The organism is Streptomyces sp. NBC_00464, assembly GCF_036013915.1.
Classification (GTDB): domain Bacteria; phylum Actinomycetota; class Actinomycetes; order Streptomycetales; family Streptomycetaceae; genus Streptomyces.
In genome coordinates, this window is record NZ_CP107899.1 from 504,354 (window position 1) to 518,482 (window position 14,129).

At 71.8% G+C, this 14,129-nt stretch carries 16 protein-coding genes; 5 read left to right on the forward strand and 11 right to left on the reverse strand.

Annotated elements, in window-relative coordinates; translation table 11 throughout:
- Positions 1-43: 43 nt before the first annotated feature.
- Positions 44-1,159 (reverse strand): glycerate kinase, encoded by a 1,116-nt coding sequence (locus OG912_RS02175; RefSeq protein ID WP_327713319.1) that lies wholly within the window; start codon positions 1,157-1,159, stop codon positions 44-46.
- A 152-nt stretch (positions 1,160-1,311) separates the two neighbouring features.
- On the opposite strand from OG912_RS02175, the gene OG912_RS02180 reads away from it, so the two are divergent.
- Complete coding sequence (locus OG912_RS02180; protein ID WP_327707895.1) at positions 1,312-1,803, forward strand: NUDIX hydrolase; 492 nt, start codon at positions 1,312-1,314, stop codon at positions 1,801-1,803.
- 22 nt (positions 1,804-1,825) lie between these two features.
- Here OG912_RS02180 and OG912_RS02185 read toward each other — a convergent pair whose 3' ends face one another.
- A complete protein-coding gene (locus OG912_RS02185) occupies positions 1,826-2,026 on the reverse strand; it encodes a type II toxin-antitoxin system VapB family antitoxin (RefSeq protein WP_327707896.1) in 201 nt (66 codons plus the stop codon).
- Positions 2,027-2,093: 67 nt separating this feature from the next.
- On the opposite strand from OG912_RS02185, the gene OG912_RS02190 reads away from it, so the two are divergent.
- Both OG912_RS02190 and OG912_RS02195 read left to right on the forward strand, forming a co-directional pair.
- The gene (locus OG912_RS02190) at positions 2,094-2,849 is read left to right on the forward strand and encodes an SIR2 family NAD-dependent protein deacylase (RefSeq protein ID WP_327707897.1); all 756 of its coding nucleotides are present in this window, start codon (positions 2,094-2,096) and stop codon (positions 2,847-2,849) included.
- A gap of 29 nt (positions 2,850-2,878) precedes the next feature.
- The gene (locus tag OG912_RS02195; protein ID WP_327707898.1) at positions 2,879-3,526 is read left to right on the forward strand and encodes a class I SAM-dependent DNA methyltransferase; all 648 of its coding nucleotides are present in this window, start codon (positions 2,879-2,881) and stop codon (positions 3,524-3,526) included.
- A gap of 22 nt (positions 3,527-3,548) precedes the next feature.
- On the opposite strand, the gene OG912_RS02200 is transcribed toward OG912_RS02195, so the two are convergent.
- Positions 3,549-4,142 carry a CGNR zinc finger domain-containing protein gene (locus OG912_RS02200; RefSeq protein ID WP_327707899.1) on the reverse strand — a complete coding sequence of 198 codons (594 nt, stop codon included), beginning with the start codon at positions 4,140-4,142 and terminating at the stop codon, positions 3,549-3,551.
- Between the two features lie 86 nt (positions 4,143-4,228).
- Here OG912_RS02200 and OG912_RS02205 point away from each other — a divergent pair, with 86 nt between their 5' ends.
- Positions 4,229-5,146 carry an alpha/beta fold hydrolase gene (locus OG912_RS02205; protein WP_327707900.1) on the forward strand — a complete coding sequence of 306 codons (918 nt, stop codon included), beginning with the start codon at positions 4,229-4,231 and terminating at the stop codon, positions 5,144-5,146.
- Between the two features lie 235 nt (positions 5,147-5,381).
- The gene (locus tag OG912_RS02210; RefSeq protein ID WP_326739989.1) at positions 5,382-5,966 is read left to right on the forward strand and encodes a TMEM165/GDT1 family protein; all 585 of its coding nucleotides are present in this window, start codon (positions 5,382-5,384) and stop codon (positions 5,964-5,966) included.
- Between the two features lie 59 nt (positions 5,967-6,025).
- Here the strand turns inward: OG912_RS02210 and OG912_RS02215 are convergent, their stop codons facing one another.
- From OG912_RS02215 to OG912_RS02250, 8 genes are all read right to left on the reverse strand, one after another.
- Positions 6,026-6,550, reverse strand: a complete 525-nt coding sequence (locus tag OG912_RS02215; protein WP_327707901.1) for a methylated-DNA--[protein]-cysteine S-methyltransferase — start codon at positions 6,548-6,550, stop codon at positions 6,026-6,028.
- Positions 6,547-8,034 carry an AlkA N-terminal domain-containing protein gene (locus tag OG912_RS02220; protein ID WP_327707902.1) on the reverse strand — a complete coding sequence of 496 codons (1,488 nt, stop codon included), beginning with the start codon at positions 8,032-8,034 and terminating at the stop codon, positions 6,547-6,549. The genes OG912_RS02215 and OG912_RS02220 overlap by 4 nt, the downstream gene beginning before the upstream one ends.
- Positions 8,035-8,148: 114 nt before the next feature.
- Positions 8,149-8,619 carry a hypothetical protein gene (locus tag OG912_RS02225; RefSeq protein WP_327707903.1) on the reverse strand — a complete coding sequence of 157 codons (471 nt, stop codon included), beginning with the start codon at positions 8,617-8,619 and terminating at the stop codon, positions 8,149-8,151.
- A gap of 186 nt (positions 8,620-8,805) precedes the next feature.
- On the reverse strand, positions 8,806-9,657 hold the full coding sequence (locus OG912_RS02230; protein ID WP_327707904.1) for an ABC transporter ATP-binding protein: 852 nt from the start codon (positions 9,655-9,657) through the stop codon (positions 8,806-8,808).
- Positions 9,654-10,658 (reverse strand): ABC transporter ATP-binding protein, encoded by a 1,005-nt coding sequence (locus OG912_RS02235; protein ID WP_327707905.1) that lies wholly within the window; start codon positions 10,656-10,658, stop codon positions 9,654-9,656. The genes OG912_RS02230 and OG912_RS02235 overlap by 4 nt, the downstream gene beginning before the upstream one ends.
- Positions 10,658-11,521: an ABC transporter permease gene (locus OG912_RS02240; RefSeq protein WP_327707906.1), complete on the reverse strand. Its 864-nt coding sequence runs from the start codon at positions 11,519-11,521 to the stop codon at positions 10,658-10,660. Before OG912_RS02240 ends, OG912_RS02235 begins: the two co-directional genes overlap by 1 nt.
- Positions 11,518-12,486 (reverse strand): ABC transporter permease, encoded by a 969-nt coding sequence (locus tag OG912_RS02245; RefSeq protein ID WP_327707907.1) that lies wholly within the window; start codon positions 12,484-12,486, stop codon positions 11,518-11,520. Before OG912_RS02245 ends, OG912_RS02240 begins: the two co-directional genes overlap by 4 nt.
- The gene (locus OG912_RS02250; RefSeq protein WP_327707908.1) at positions 12,483-14,123 is read right to left on the reverse strand and encodes an ABC transporter substrate-binding protein; all 1,641 of its coding nucleotides are present in this window, start codon (positions 14,121-14,123) and stop codon (positions 12,483-12,485) included. The genes OG912_RS02245 and OG912_RS02250 overlap by 4 nt, the downstream gene beginning before the upstream one ends.
- Positions 14,124-14,129: the final 6 nt, after the last annotated feature.

A 14,129-nucleotide genomic window follows, 5' to 3' on the forward strand; every position in this document is an offset into this window, starting at 1 on the left:
GGGTTCGGGGGCGGAGCCCCGAAGGGCCCGCGCCCCCGTCACCTCAGCGCAGGAAGTCCCGTGCGATGGACTCCGCCACGCGCTCCAGCAGCGGCCCCGCCTCGGCCATGCACACCGCGGGGTCCGGCTCCAGCTCCGTGAGCGCGTAGGCACGGCGGATGCCCGCGCGCCCCAGCGCCTCCGGGGTCAGCGCCAGACGGCCGCAGACCGCGACCACCTCGATGCCTGCCGCGCGCGCCGCCGCGGCGACCCCGGCCGGGGCCTTGCCGTGCAGGGTCTGCTCGTCGAGTGAACCCTCTCCGGTGACGACCAGCGTCGCCCGCGCCAGTGCCGGCGCGAAGCCGAGGACGTCGAGCATCACCTCGATCCCGGGCCGGAACCGCGCGCCGAGCGCGACGAGCGCCCCGTACCCGATTCCGCCCGCCGCACCGGCTCCGGGCAGTTGTGCCTGCTCCGGCCCCAGCACGGAGGCGTAGTGGGCGAGCGCCGCGTCGAGCACCGCGATGTCGTCCTCGGTCGCGCCCTTCTGGCGGCCGTACACCTCGGGCGCACCCTTGGGCCCGGTGAGCGGGTTGTCGACGTCACTCGCGAGGATCAGGTCGACCTCGCCGAGCCGCGGGTCGAGCCCGGACAGGTCGGCCGTGGCGAGATCGGCGAGTCCTCCGCCGCCGGGGCCGACGGGCTTGCCGTCCGCGTCCAGGAAGCGTGCGCCGAGGGCGGCCAGCATGCCCGCCCCGCCGTCCGTGGTCGCGCTGCCCCCGACCCCGAACACGATGGTCCGCGCGCCCGCTTCCAGGGCGGCGAGCAGCAGCTCACCGGAGCCGTACGTGGTGGCCGTGAGCGGGGCGAACACGCCCGCGGGCAGATGCTGGAGGCCCGAGGCCTCGGCCATCTCGACCACCGCTGTGGTGTCGCGCACCGCATAGGCCGCGGTGACCGGGTCGCCCAGCGGCCCGGTCACCCGCGCCTCGCGGCGCTCGAATCCGGCGGCCACCGCGGCCGCCACCGTGCCGTCGCCGCCGTCCGCCACGGGCAGGGTCTCGACCCGTACCCCGGGGGCGACGCGCCGCAGCCCGGCCGTCACCCGCTCAGCGACCTGCACGGCCGTGAGCGAGCCCTTGAACTTGTCCGCCGCGACGAGCACGCGTGCGGTCTCCATCACTGCTCCGTCCGTCACCTTGATTCCTTTGCATTCGAACAGGCAGTCGCGCCGCCCCGACCCTAACCGCAGCACACCCTCCCTGCCCATGGGTGTCCGGGCCCTGGACCTGGCCCTGTACCTGGTCCTGCGCCCACCACTACGCTTCTGTGGTGACCACCAATGACTACGCCGTGTACATCGCCGGTCTCCCGAAGGTGCTGGCCGGTGCGGCCTGCATCTTCCGCGACGCGCAGGGACGGGTGCTGCTCGTCGAACCGAACTACCGCGAGGGCTGGACGCTGCCCGGCGGCACGATCGAGTCGGCGCAGGGCGAGACCCCGCGCCAGGGGGCCCGGCGCGAGTCGGCCGAGGAGATCGGCCTCGACCTGGAGCCGGGCCGGCTGCTCGTGGTCGACTGGGCGCGCGGCAGCGCGCGACCGCCGATCGTGGCCTATGTGTACGACGGCGGGGTTCTGGACGAGGAGCAGCTGAAGGCGGTCCGGCTCCAGGAGGAGGAGCTCGTGTCCTGGAAGCTCGTCGAGCCCGCGGAGATCGACCGCTACCTGCTGGGCTCGCTCCGCGGGCGCGTACGGGCGGCGTTGGACGCGCTGGAGTCCGGCGCGGGCACCGTGGAACTGGAGGACGGCGGCCCCGTCGGCTGACGGTCGGGCTCCGGGCCGCCGGTCAGCCCTGCTGCTCCTGCGGCCTGATCCCGTCCTCGCGCACGGTCTCCTCACGTGCCGCCGTCCGGGCCTCGGTGCGGTGGCCGCGTGCGATGTAGTCGCGTACGACGAGTTCGACGGCGTCCTGGGGGCTGCCGACGCCTGCGAGCACCATCACTTCGACCACGAGTTCCGCGTCCAGACTGACTGTCACCTTCGCCATGGCGGCGACCGTAGCAGCACCCGATATCGCCTCGCGAGATGCGGCGCGCGGTGCGTACGCTCGCCGCATGACACTCGTGGCGATCCTCAGCGGCGCCGGCATCTCCACGGACTCCGGCATCCCCGACTACCGCGGGCCCAACGGTCTGTGGCGCAAGGACCCGGAGGCCGAGAAGCTCGTCCGGTACGACCTGTACATGGCCGATCCCGAGATCCGCCGCCGCTCCTGGCAGATGCGGCGCACCACCGCGACGTGGAACGCCGAGCCGAACGCGGCCCACCGCGCGGTGGCGGACCTGGAGCGGGCGGGCGTGGCGGTCCGGGTGATCACGCAGAATGTCGACGGTCTGCACCAGGCGGCCGGTCTCTCCGCGCGCAAGGTCTTCGAACTGCACGGCACCGCACTCCAGGTGGTGTGCACCCGCTGTCACGCCCGCTCGACGATGGCCGAGGCCCTGGCCCGGGTCGAGGCCGGGGAGCCGGATCCGCCGTGCGGTGTGTGCGGCGGGATCCTCAAGGCGGCCACGGTCATGTTCGGTGAACGGCTCGACCCGGTGGTGCTGGGCAACGCGATGGCGGTGGCCAAGGGCTGCGAGGTGTTCATCGCGGTCGGTACGACGCTCCAGGTGCAGCCCGCCGCCTCGCTGGCCGGCATCGCGGCGGAGCACGGGGCGCGGCTGATCGTGATGAACGCGGAGCCCACGCCGTACGACGCGCTGGCGCAGGAGACGATCCGGGAGCCGATCGGCACGGCGCTGCCCGCCCTGCTCAACCGGTTGGCGGACGAGGCGGGTTCGGCCCAGGGGGCAGGTACCGGGACCTGATGTCGGTGGGCGCCGGTACGGTCCGGGGCATGACTGCCGCTTCCTCCCTCAGCACCACGCGCACCTCGTACGACACCGTCGCCGTCGACTACGCGTCCCTGCTCGCCGACGAGCTCGCGGCCAAGCCGCTGGACCGCGCGATGCTCGGCGCCTTCGCCGAGCAGGTGACGGCCGACGGCGGCGGGCCCGTCGCCGATCTCGGCTGCGGGCCGGGCCGGGTGACGGCGTATCTGCGGGACATCGGGCTGCCGGCGTTCGGCGTCGATCTGTCGCCCGGCATGGTGGCGGAGGCCCGTCGGCGCCACCCGGACCTGCGGTTCGATGTGGGCACGATGAGCCCCCTGGACCTGGCGGACGGTTCGCTGCGCGGGGCTCTCGCCTGGTACTCGCTCGTCCACACCCCGCCGGAGGAACTGGAGCTGTACGTGACGGAGTTCCACCGGGTGCTGGCCCCGGGCGGCCATCTGCTGCTGGCGTTCAAGGTGGGCGACGAGCGGGTCCGGCTGGAGCACGCGTACGGGCATCCCGTCGACCTCGATGTCTACCGGTTCTCCCCCGAGCGGGTCGCCGGGCTGCTGCTGCGTGCCGGTTTCGAGGTAACGGCCAGGCTGGTCCGGGCGGCGGACCGGCGGGAGGCCACCCCGCAGGCGTTCCTGCTCGCGCGGAGGCCCGCGTAGGAGTTCGACGTTCCCGGGGCCGCTACCGCTGGGCGTCCGGCGCCTCCCCCTTGTGGCGCCGGTAGTAGCGGGCCACCCGGGCGCGGTTGCCGCAGCGCTCGGCCGAGCACCAGCGGCGGCGCGGGTGGGCGGGCACGAACAGCATCGTGCAGTCCTCCGCCTCGCACTCCCGGATCCTCGCGAGCGCCGGGTCCGCCAGCAGCCCGGCCACCTCCTCGGCCAGGGCCGCGGCCACCCGCACACCGAGCGGGCCCGAGCGGCGGGCCGTCACCGCGACGGCGTCGCCGTCCCATTCCGCGTACCGGATGGCGGGGGCGGCGAGCTGGGCCTCGTTGAGCCCGCTCAGGGCGGACACCGGCGGGCACTCGCCGTGACGGGCCGCCGCGACGGCGAGCGCCGCGTGTGCCCGGACCGCGCGTACCGCCACCAGATCGTCCGGGGTCGCCTCCCCCACCCCTGTGGCTCCGGGCAGCCGCTCCCCCTCCAGGGCCAGCCAGGCCAGCAGCCCGGCCGTGTCCGCCAGCTGATCGGCCGGCGGCCCTTGCGCCGTGTACGGCAGCGTGTTGAGCAGGTCCAGGGCGAGCAGCTCGCCGGTCAGGGGCTCAAGACCATTCATGTACCTAATGCTAACTCACCTCCTTGACGCATTAGGACTCTCCCGCGTAGAACTAATGCATCGAGCCACCAAGGAGGCATGTGAACATGGCGATTCAAGCTGTTCCGCACATCCGTCACCGTCATATCGAGGTCGACGGCGTCCGTGTCTTCTACCGCGAGTCGCTCCCCGTCGGCGCGGCGGACGACGCCCCCGTGATGCTGCTGCTGCACGGCTTTCCGTCGGCCTCGCACCAGTTCCGCCGGCTGATGGACGTGCTCGGCGCCCACTACCGCCTCATCGCCCCGGACTACCCGGGCTTCGGCCGCAGCGACGCCCCGGCGTCCTCGACCGCGGGCGGCCCGTTCACGTACACCTTCGACCGGCTCGCCGACATCACCGAGGGCTTCGTGCGGCAGCTCGGGCTGTCCCGCTTCGTCCTGTACGTGTTCGACTTCGGCGCCCCCGTCGGGTTCCGGCTCGCCGCCCGCCACCCGGAGTGGATCGCCGGACTGGTGGTCCAGAACGGCAACGCGTACGAGGAGGGGCTGTCGCAGCAGGCCCGCGACTTCATCGCCCTTCGGCCGGAGGCCCCCGGCGCCGCGGACACCGTGCGGTCGCTGCTGACCCTGCCCGCCACGCGTGGCCAGTACGAGGGCGGCACCGCCGATCCGGAGCTGGTGGCGCCCGACGGCTGGACCCTGGACCAGCACTTCCTGGATCTGCCGGGCCGCACCCAGCCGCAGCTGGACCTGGCCTTCGACTACCACTCCAATGTGGCTCTCTACCCGCAGTGGCAGGACTGGCTGCGCCAGCACACCCCGCCGGCGCTCGTCGTCTGGGGCGCAGCGGACATGTTCTTCCCCGAGCCCGGCGCCCGCGCCTATCTGCGCGATCTCCCGGACGCCGAACTGCACCTCTTCGAGACCGGGCACTTCGCCCTGGAGGACCACCTCCCGCAGATCGCACCGCTGATCGCGGACTTCCTGGACCGCACGTGGGCGGCGGATGGCCGTGTGCGGTAACGTTGACGGCTGCGAAGGGGAGTAGCCCTGCAAACCGGTCGTCGACACACTGGAACCTCCGGGTTCCCGGTGGCCGGGCTCGTGGATCATTACGGGCGGGCGAGACCTTCGGTCAGGTATGACACGCCCACGCCCCGTGGGCGGCGCCGTCATGCCGGGCCGAGTGGTCCTCCGAAAAGCCCGAGCGGCACTTCGCGAAGATCCGGGGCCCGGCTCCAACAGAAAGCCACCCGGAATGCATCTCGACCCCCTGGCGATCCTCACCGCTTTCGGGCTGATCTTCCTCGCGGAGCTCCCCGACAAGACGATGTTCGCGTCGCTGGCCATGGGCACGCGCATGCGCCCGCTCTACGTCTGGTTCGGCACGTCGTCCGCGTTCATCGTCCATGTCGCCATCGCGGTCGGGGCGGGCGGCCTGCTCGGCCTGCTGCCCGACTGGATCGTCAAGCTCGTCTCCGCCTCCCTCTTCGCCTTCGGCGCGTTCATGCTGCTCAGGGCCGACGCCGGCGATGACGACGAGGAGGGCGGCCCGAAGACGGTGACGGGCTTCTGGCCGGTGTACTCCACCGCCTTCATGGCGGTGTTCATCAGCGAGTGGGGCGACCTCACCCAGATCACGACGGCCAACCTGGCCGCGAGCAACGGCGCCTGGTCCACCGCGATCGGATCCGCCGCCGCCCTGATGTCCGTATCGGCGCTGGCTCTGCTCGCGGGACGGTTCATCGCCAAGCGGGTACCCCTCAAGACCGTGCAGCGCATCGGCGGGGTGTGCATGCTGGGACTGGCGATCTGGACGGTCATCGAGATCTTCACCGGCTGACCGGACCTGCATCACGAAGGGCTCCGCGTGCCTGCGCGGAGCCCTTCGCCGTTCAGCCCCTAGAAAAGCGCCGGAGCGCTGTCCTGCGTACCGTTCTCGAAGGCCAGCAGGCGCTGCTTGCGGTCGAGACCGCCGCCGTATCCGGTGAGGCTCCCCGAGGCTCCGATCACCCGGTGGCAGGGCACGATGATGCCGACCGGGTTCTTGCCGTTGGCCAGCCCCACCGCGCGTGAGGCGCCGGGCTTGCCGAGGTTCTCGGCCAGTTCTCCGTACGTACGGGTCTCGCCGTACGGAATCCGCTGGAGCTCGGCCCAGACGGAGCACTGGAACGGGGTACCGGCCAGGTGCAGCGGAAGGTCGAAATCCCGCAGCTCACCGGCGAAGTAGGCGTCCAGTTGCTCGACGACCTCGTCGAAGGGGCCGGGGTCGGCCTCGCCGAAGGTCTCCTCGGGCGGCCGGTGGCGCTGACCGGTCATATAGAGGCCGGCGAGAACCCGGTCGGTGGCGACGAGGGTCAGTGGACCGTAAGGGCTGTCGATCACGGTGTGCTGTCGGGTCGCCCGGGTGGCGCGTGCTGTGGTCACGAGGAACTTCCTTGCGCGGGAAGGTGGTTGATGGGGTGGTCGTCGACCGTCCACAGGTACTGCACGGCATAGGCCCGCCAGGGCCGCCAGCCCGCCGCTCGCGCGGTGAGCGCGGCCGGTGTCGAGGGCAGGCCCAGCTGCTGGGCGGCCCGCCGGATGCCGAGGTCCGTCGGCAGGAAGGCGTCCGGGTCGCCGAGCGCCCGCATGGCGATGACCTCGACGGTCCAGGGGCCGAATCCGGGCAGCGCGTCCAGTTCGGCCCGCGCCTTCTCCCAGTCGGTGTCGGTGCCCAGGCGCAGCGAGCCGTCCGCCAGTGCCCCGACGAGTGTGGTGAGGGTACGGCGGCGGCTGCGGGGCAGGGCGAGCTGCTCGGGGTCGAGTCCGGCCAGCGCCTGTGGTGCCGGGAAGAGATGGGTGAGGCCGCCCTCGGAGTCGTCGACGGGTGTGCCGTGGGCGGTGACCAGCCGGGCCGCGTGGGTCCGGGCGGCGGCAGTGGACACCTGCTGGCCGAGCACGGCCCGGACCGCGAACTCCGCACCGTCGACGGTCCTCGGCACCCGGCGGCCCGGCGCCTCGTCCACCAGCGGGGCCAGCATGGGATCGGAGCGCAGCTGCTCGTCCACGGCGACCGGGTCGGCGTCCAGGTCCAGCAGCCAGCGGCACCGGCTGATGGCCACGGTGAGGTCGCGCGGGTCGGTGAGCGAGAGCCGGCAGGCGATGTGGTCGGTATGCGGGGTGAGGGCGACGATGCCGTGCCCGTGGGGCAGGTCGAGCGTGCGGCGGTAGGCCCCGTCGCGCCACTCCTCGACGCCCGGGACGGCCGTCGCGGCGAGGTGCCCGAAGAGGTTGCTGGGGTTGAGCGGGGCACGGTACGGAAGCCGTAGCGCTATCACCCCGGGCGTCACCGGCGGCCTCGTCGACCGGGCCGCGCGGCTGCGCAGCTCCCCCGGCGCGAGGGCGAAGACCTCACGCACGGTGTCGTTGAAGGTGCGGATCGAGGAGAACCCGGCCGCGAAAGCGATCTCGGCCATCGGCAGCCCGGTCGTCTCGATGAGCACCCGCGCGGTCTGCGCCCGCTGCGCCCGCGCCAGGGCCAGCGGTCCCGCGCCGAGCTCCGCGAGCAGCTGCCGCTCGATCTGGCGGGCCGAGTATCCGAGCCGGGTGGCCAGCCCCGGGACGCCCTCCCGGTCGACGACCCCGTCCCGGATGAGGCGCATCGCGCGGGCCACGGAGTCGGCGCGCGCGTTCCACTCGGGCGATCCGGGGCTGGTGTCGGGCCGGCACCGCTTGCAGGCCCGGAACCCGGCCTGCTGGCAGGCGGCGGCGCTCGGGTAGAAGGTCATGTTCTCGACCTTGGGCGGCACGACGGGGCAGCTCGGGCGGCAGTAGATCCGGGTGGTCAGGACCGCGGTGAAGAACCAGCCGTCGAACCGGGAGTCCTTGGACTGGACGGCCCGCACGCAGCGCTCGGTGTCGGTGTGCATGATTCAAGGATGGGGCACGGTCCGGGGCCGCCGCTGGCGGGAATCCGACATCAGCGTCTCGTCACCGGGGCCCGCCCCCGAACCCTTCGCGTCGGACGGTGGGCATCGGCAGGGTCAGGTCGCGGCGGCGAAGTACGCGGCGGCGGCGGCGATGAAGCGGTCGTGCGCGGCCCGTGCGGCGTCCTGCGCCGCGATGAGCTCCTCCCTGCTCGTGGCGGCGTCGACCATGTCGTACGTGGCGACGACCATGGCCTGCGCGGTGGTGTGGACAGCCGGTTCGGGCACGAGGAGCCGCAGTGCGACCAGGGGACGGGTGATGGCGGAGCGGGTGGTGTGGGACCTGGCTCGCAACTCCTCCCGCTCGGCGTCGTCGGCGCCGCGCAGCAGCGCCTCCCCGCGCATCCACAGGGCCCGTCGGTGGTCGGAGCCGGCCGAGGCGAGTGTCGTCACGGCGTCGAGGCGGTCGCGGCGCAGCTGACCTGCAGCGGCCGCCCGCTCGGCACGGCCGGCTGCCAGATGGTGAAACGTGCCGGTGACGATGGATCCCAGGAGCGTCCCGATGACGGCGAGGACGGCGACTGTCATGATCTGCTCTCCTGGCCGGGTTCAGGTCCCCGGGCAGGTGCCGGGGCGGGTGCGGCGATCGTCGGCCGAAAGTGCGAACTGACGTGGCAGCAGCGGCCGAAGGCCCGCCACAGCATAGATGCCGGCCGAGGGCCGGGCCGGGGAGAACACCGGATTCGCCCGGCCCGGAACCCACGCTCCCCGCCCTCAGGTCCGCGCCACCGGAGGAGCGAGCTCCCGGCGCCGCCGGCTGATGGAGTCGGGGTCCCAGTCCGGCCGGGGAACGGACGCCAGCAGCAACTGCGTGTACGGGTGTCCGGGGTCGGAGAGCAGCTCCGCGACAGGGCGGTGCTCCATGGTGCGGCCCCGGTACAGGACGAGCGCCTCGTCGCACACGTACCGCACGACGGCCAGGTCATGGCTGACGAAGACCAGGCCGATGCCGGTGTCGCGGCGGATGTCCGACAGGAGGTTGAGCACCTGGGCCTGGACGGAGACATCGAGCGCGGACACCGCCTCGTCCAGGACGAGCACGGCGGGTTCGACCGCCAGCGCACGTGCGATGGCGGCGCGTTGGCGCTGGCCGCCGGAGAGTTTGCGCGGCAGGGCCGCAGCCTCCCGCCCCCCGAGCCCCACCTGGTCGAGGAGTTCTCTCGTCCTGGCGGCCCGGGCGGCAGGATCGGCGAGACCGTGCAGGCGCAGCGCTCCGTCGATGGTGGCGCCGATGGTGATCCGGCCGTCCAGCGAGAGGTACGGGTCCTGGAAGACGATCTGCACCGCCTTGGCGCGGGCGAGGCGGGCCGCTCTGCCGCGTACCGTCGGGGCCAGTGGTTCGCCCTGGACGAGTATCTGTCCGGCGTCGGGGCGTTCGAGGCCGATCAGCATCCGGGCCGTGGTCGTCTTGCCGGAGCCCGACTCCCCCACGATGCCGAGGGCGCCGCCGGCCCGCAGTGAGAACGACAGGTCATCGACGGCGACGACCTCCGTCTTTCCCGTCCGGTAGGCCTTACGCAGGCCGCTGACCTGAAGCAGCGTGCGGCCACTGTCGTCGACGGTCAACTTCCCTCCCTTGTCGCTGTGTTGTCGCTGACGGTGGGTGACTCCTGCGCGAGGTGGCAGGCGACCAGCGCCGCGCCGTGCCGCTCCAGCGGCGGCGGTGTCCGGTCACAGACGCCGGGCCGGGCCGAGCGGCAGCGCGCCGCGAAGGAGCAGCCGGGCGCCGAGTCGAGCAGCCCCATGGGGGAACCCGGGATCGGGGTGAGCCGGGCGGGCGGTCCGTCCGGGGCCAGGAGGGGCGGCGACGAGCCGAGCAGGCCGGCCGTGTAGGGGTGGCGGGGTGTCTCGAAGAGCTGTGCGGTGGGGGCGGTCTCGACGATCCGGCCCGCGTACATCACGTAGATGCGGTCGCAGACCGCGGCCGCGAGCTCGATGTCGTGCGTGATGAGGAGCATGCCCAGATCGCGTTCGCGCTGCAGCCGGCCGAGGATGGCCATGATCTCGGCCTGGGTGGAGACATCGAGCGCGGTGGTGGGTTCGTCGCAGAGCAGCAGCCTGGGACCGGCGGTGAGCGCTGCGGCGATCATGACGCGTTGCAGCATGCCGCCGGAGAGCTCGTACGGGTACTGGCGCAGGTGCCGTTCGGGGTCCGGGAGTCCGACCGCACCGAGCAGTTCGACAGCGCGGTCGTTGGCGCGGCCCTTGCTCCAGCCGTTGCTGACGCGCAGTGCCTCGGTGAGGAAGTCGCCGATGCGGCGGACCGGGTTGATGCCCGCCCGGGGGTCCTGGAAGATCATCGATGCCGTGCCGGTGCGGATCGCCCGCAGGGCTGCCGGGCCGGCGCCCACCACCTCCGTTCCGTCGACGCGCACATGTCCGTCGACGTCGGCCCCGGTGGGGAACAGCCCGAGGGCCGACCGTGCGGTGACCGACTTCCCGGAGCCGGATTCGCCCACCAGCGCGACGACTTCACCTGCCGAGACGGCCAGGTCGATGCCGTCGAGGACCGGCCGGGCCATGCCGGGCAGGGCGATGCTCAGGTTCTCGTACTCCAGCAGCGCCATCAGGTCTTCCTCCCTGCGAGCCGGTCGCCGACGTTCTCCCCGACGATGTTGAAGGCGACGACGACCACCACGACGGCGACGGCGGGCACGACCGCGGACAGCGGCTGGCCGCGCAGCACGGCTGCCTGGGACTGGTTGATCATGGCGCCCCAGTCGGGTGTCGGTGCCTGCACGCCCAGGCCGAGGAAGGACAGGGCGGCGAGGTCGAGCAGCGCGTAGCCGAAGTTGACGGTGGACTGGGCGAGCACGGTCGGGCCGATGTTCGGCAGCAGCCGGCGGACCGCGACATACAGCGCGGAGTGCCCCTGCACCCGGTAGGCCGCGATGTACGGCCTGGCCTGCTCCTGCATCGCGAGGCCGCGCACCAGGCGCGCGGTGTACGGCATGTAGGCCACGGACATGGCGATCACCGGTGCCGTCATCCCCTTGCCGAAGACCGCCACCGCGAGAATCGCGACGAGCAGCGCCGGGAAGGCGAAGACCACATCGAGCAGCCGCCCGAGAACGGTGTCGACCCAGCCGCCCCGCCACGCCGCGAACAGGCCGACGGCGATACCGGCCACGGTCGAGACCAGGACCACCAGCAGCGGTCCGACCAGACTCGTGCGGCTTCCCTCGACCAGGGCCGAGAAGGTGTCGTGCCCGCCCTGGTCGGTGCCCAGCCAGTGGTCGGCGCTCGGGCCGACGAGCCCGGTGCCCAGCTCTCCGTACGTCGGGTCCTGCGGTGACAGCCACGGTGCGAACACCGCGACCAGCACGAAGAGGACAAGAAGGGCCAGGCAGAGCTTCTCCAGCCAACCACCCCCCATGGAGCGCAGCTTGGCGATCGGCCTGCGGGTCACTCCCGCCATCGGGGCGCTCATCGCGCACTCCCCGCTGCCGCCACCCGCGGATCGATCAGCGGATGCACCAGGTCCACCAGGAAGTTGACCACGACGAACGCGGCCACCACGAGCAGCACGATCGCCTGCACCACCTGGAAGTCCATCTGGTTGACCGAGGTCACCAGCAGGGATCCCACGCCCGACATGCCGAACGCCGTCTCCACGATCGAGGTGCTCACGAGCATTCCGGAGATGAGGAGCGCGGAGACGGTGACGATCGGGCCGAGGGCGTTGCGCAGTACGTGCCGCCGGATCACGGTCCACCGCGGGGTGCCGCGGCTCACCGCGACCTCGACGTGCTCACGGCCCAGTTCCTCCAGCATCGACGAGCGGGTCACCCGCGTGACCATCGCCATGAACGTGACGGACAGGGCGATCGCCGGCAGTACGACGTGGTGCAGCCGGTCGAGAACACCTGTGCCGTTGCCTATCGTCGGGAACCAGCCCAGTTTCACGCCGAACAGCGACCGCAGCAGCAGCGCGGCGACGAAGGCGGGGGCCGCGGCCCCCACGGTCACCAGCAGCATCAGCATCGAGTCGGTGCGGGTGCCGCGGCGCAGCGCGCCGACGATGCCGGCCGCGACCCCGACCACCGCGATCAGCAGGGCCGAGGCGGCGATCAGCAGCAGGGTGGCCGGCAGCCGCGACCAGATGACCGAGCTGACGTCCTGGTGGAAGACGTAGGAGCGGCCGAAGTCGCCGTGCAGCACGCCGCCCAGCCAGTCCCAGTACCGGACGAGGAACGGCTCGTCGAAGCCGTATCTGTGGCGGATCTGGGCGAGTTCCTCGGGGCCGGCGCTGCGCCCGCGCACCAGGAAGCTCGCCGGGTCGCCGGGCGCCAGGTACAGCGAGGAGAACACCAGGAAGGAGGTGACCAGCAAGGTCGCCGCCATCCCGGCCAGGCGGCTCACGACCCCGATCGCCCGGGTGGCCGTGCGGCTCACTTCTTCGCGCCGATCTCGGCGGCCCACGGGTAGTAGAGGTAGGCGACCGACGGCTGGACGCCGGTGATCCGGTTGCCCAGGAAGACGCTGGTGGGCTGGGTGTACAGGGGCAGCCAGGGCAGTTCCCGCAGGGCGATCTTCTGCGCCTTCGCGCTCGCCGCGGCCCGTGCGGCCGGGTCGTAGGTGCCGGAGGCATCCTCGACCGCCTGGTCGAACTCCTTGTTCGACCAGCCGCCGTAGTTCGTGAACATGCCGGTCTCCAGCGAGCCGTACACATCCAGCGGGTCGGTGATCGAGGTGTACCAGAAGGTCAGGAAGAGGTCGATCCCCTTGCGGGCGGCGGCGTCGGTGAAGAGCGTCGAGTACTTCTCCGGGGACAGCGTCTCGATCTTGGGGTCCAGGCCGATGGCCTTGGCGGCCTGCTCCATGGCCTGCGCGACGATCGTGGTCTGCGAGTCGAGCGGGCTGGTCGCGATGACGATCCGCTCCCCCTTCACCCCGGCCTTTTCCGCGATCTCCTTGGCCTTCGCCGGGTCGTACGGGTAGTGCGGCACGTCCTTGATGATGGCCTTGCGATCGGCGGCGGGCGCCTGGTCCCACATGTTGTCGGTGACGAGGGAGTCGGCGATCTCGCCCGTCCCGCCGACGCCGGCCTTGACGATGCCCTTGCGGTCGATCGCCATGAGCAGGGCCTTGCGCACCTCGACGTCACCGAGCGGGCCCTTGAGATCGCCCACGATCTCCTCGGCGACAGTGCTGTTGACGCCGAAGTAGAGCTTGCCCGCGGTGGACGAGCCGAGCTGGTCGTAGGCGTCGGCCGGGACCATCCAGCCACCGTCCACCTCACCGCTCTGGAAGGCGTTGACGCGGGTCGTCGCGTCACTCAGGAACACGAACTTGACCTGGCCCGCCTTGGGCTTCAGCTCCTTGTTCCAGTAACCGTCGAACTTCTTCAGGGTGAGTGACTGACCCGATGCCCAGGACCCGAAGGAGAACGGGCCCGTGCAGTTGACCCCTCCCTTGGGGCTGCCGTAGTCCTTGCCCGCCTTGGCGAGGGTCGCGGCCGACTCGATGGTCCCCGAGCTGGTGGCCATCTCCTGGTTGAAGACCGCGTCCGGCTTCGTCAGCTTGACGGTGACTTCCAGGGGTCCGGTCATGTCGATCGACTTCACGTTGCGGAACGTGTTCTCCCACGCGCTGCCCACGGCGGGGTCCATGTGACGGCGCAGCGAGGCGACGACGTCCTTCGCGGTGAGGACCGTGCCGTCGTGGAAGCGCACACCCGGACGGATCTTGTAGACCCAGGTGGTGGGCGTCGGATTGGTGAACGAGGACGCCAGGTTCGGGGATGTCGTCAGGTCCGGGTTCCAGCGCAGCAGGCTCTCGCAGACGTTGGCGAGGATCTGGTTCGGCGGGTAGTCGTACGCGTAGGCGTAGTCCAGCGAGGAGGGCTCGGCGTAGATCGACCAGGTGAAGGAGCCGATGTCGCCCGCGGCGGCGGGCGTCTGCTTGGTCAGCTCGTACGACGTTCCGGCGGCGGCGTCCTCGTTCTTGTCCGCCGTGCCGCTGCACGCACTGGTGATGAGCACGGCGCTCGCCGCGAGGAGGGCCCCCGCTGCGCGGCGAACCGTCCGCATGCGCGT

Excerpts from the sequence above, each read along its gene's own strand:
- OG912_RS02175 (WP_327713319.1), bottom strand. The coding sequence starts at position 1,159 with ATGGAGACCGCACGCGTGCTCGTCGCGGCGGACAAGTTCAAGGGCTCG.
- OG912_RS02185 (WP_327707896.1), bottom strand. The coding sequence starts at position 2,026 with ATGGCGAAGGTGACAGTCAGTCTGGACGCGGAACTCGTGGTCGAAGTG.
- OG912_RS02190 (WP_327707897.1), top strand. The coding sequence starts at position 2,094 with ATGACACTCGTGGCGATCCTCAGCGGCGCCGGCATCTCCACGGACTCC.
- OG912_RS02195 (WP_327707898.1), top strand. The coding sequence starts at position 2,879 with ATGACTGCCGCTTCCTCCCTCAGCACCACGCGCACCTCGTACGACACC.
- OG912_RS02200 (WP_327707899.1), bottom strand. The coding sequence starts at position 4,142 with ATGAATGGTCTTGAGCCCCTGACCGGCGAGCTGCTCGCCCTGGACCTG.
- OG912_RS02205 (WP_327707900.1), top strand. The coding sequence starts at position 4,229 with ATGGCGATTCAAGCTGTTCCGCACATCCGTCACCGTCATATCGAGGTC.
- OG912_RS02210 (WP_326739989.1), top strand. The coding sequence starts at position 5,382 with ATGCATCTCGACCCCCTGGCGATCCTCACCGCTTTCGGGCTGATCTTC.
- OG912_RS02220 (WP_327707902.1), bottom strand. The coding sequence starts at position 8,034 with ATGCACACCGACACCGAGCGCTGCGTGCGGGCCGTCCAGTCCAAGGAC.
- OG912_RS02225 (WP_327707903.1), bottom strand. The coding sequence starts at position 8,619 with ATGACAGTCGCCGTCCTCGCCGTCATCGGGACGCTCCTGGGATCCATC.
- OG912_RS02235 (WP_327707905.1), bottom strand. The coding sequence starts at position 10,658 with ATGGCGCTGCTGGAGTACGAGAACCTGAGCATCGCCCTGCCCGGCATG.
- OG912_RS02240 (WP_327707906.1), bottom strand. The coding sequence starts at position 11,521 with ATGAGCGCCCCGATGGCGGGAGTGACCCGCAGGCCGATCGCCAAGCTG.
- OG912_RS02250 (WP_327707908.1), bottom strand. The coding sequence starts at position 14,123 with ATGCGGACGGTTCGCCGCGCAGCGGGGGCCCTCCTCGCGGCGAGCGCC.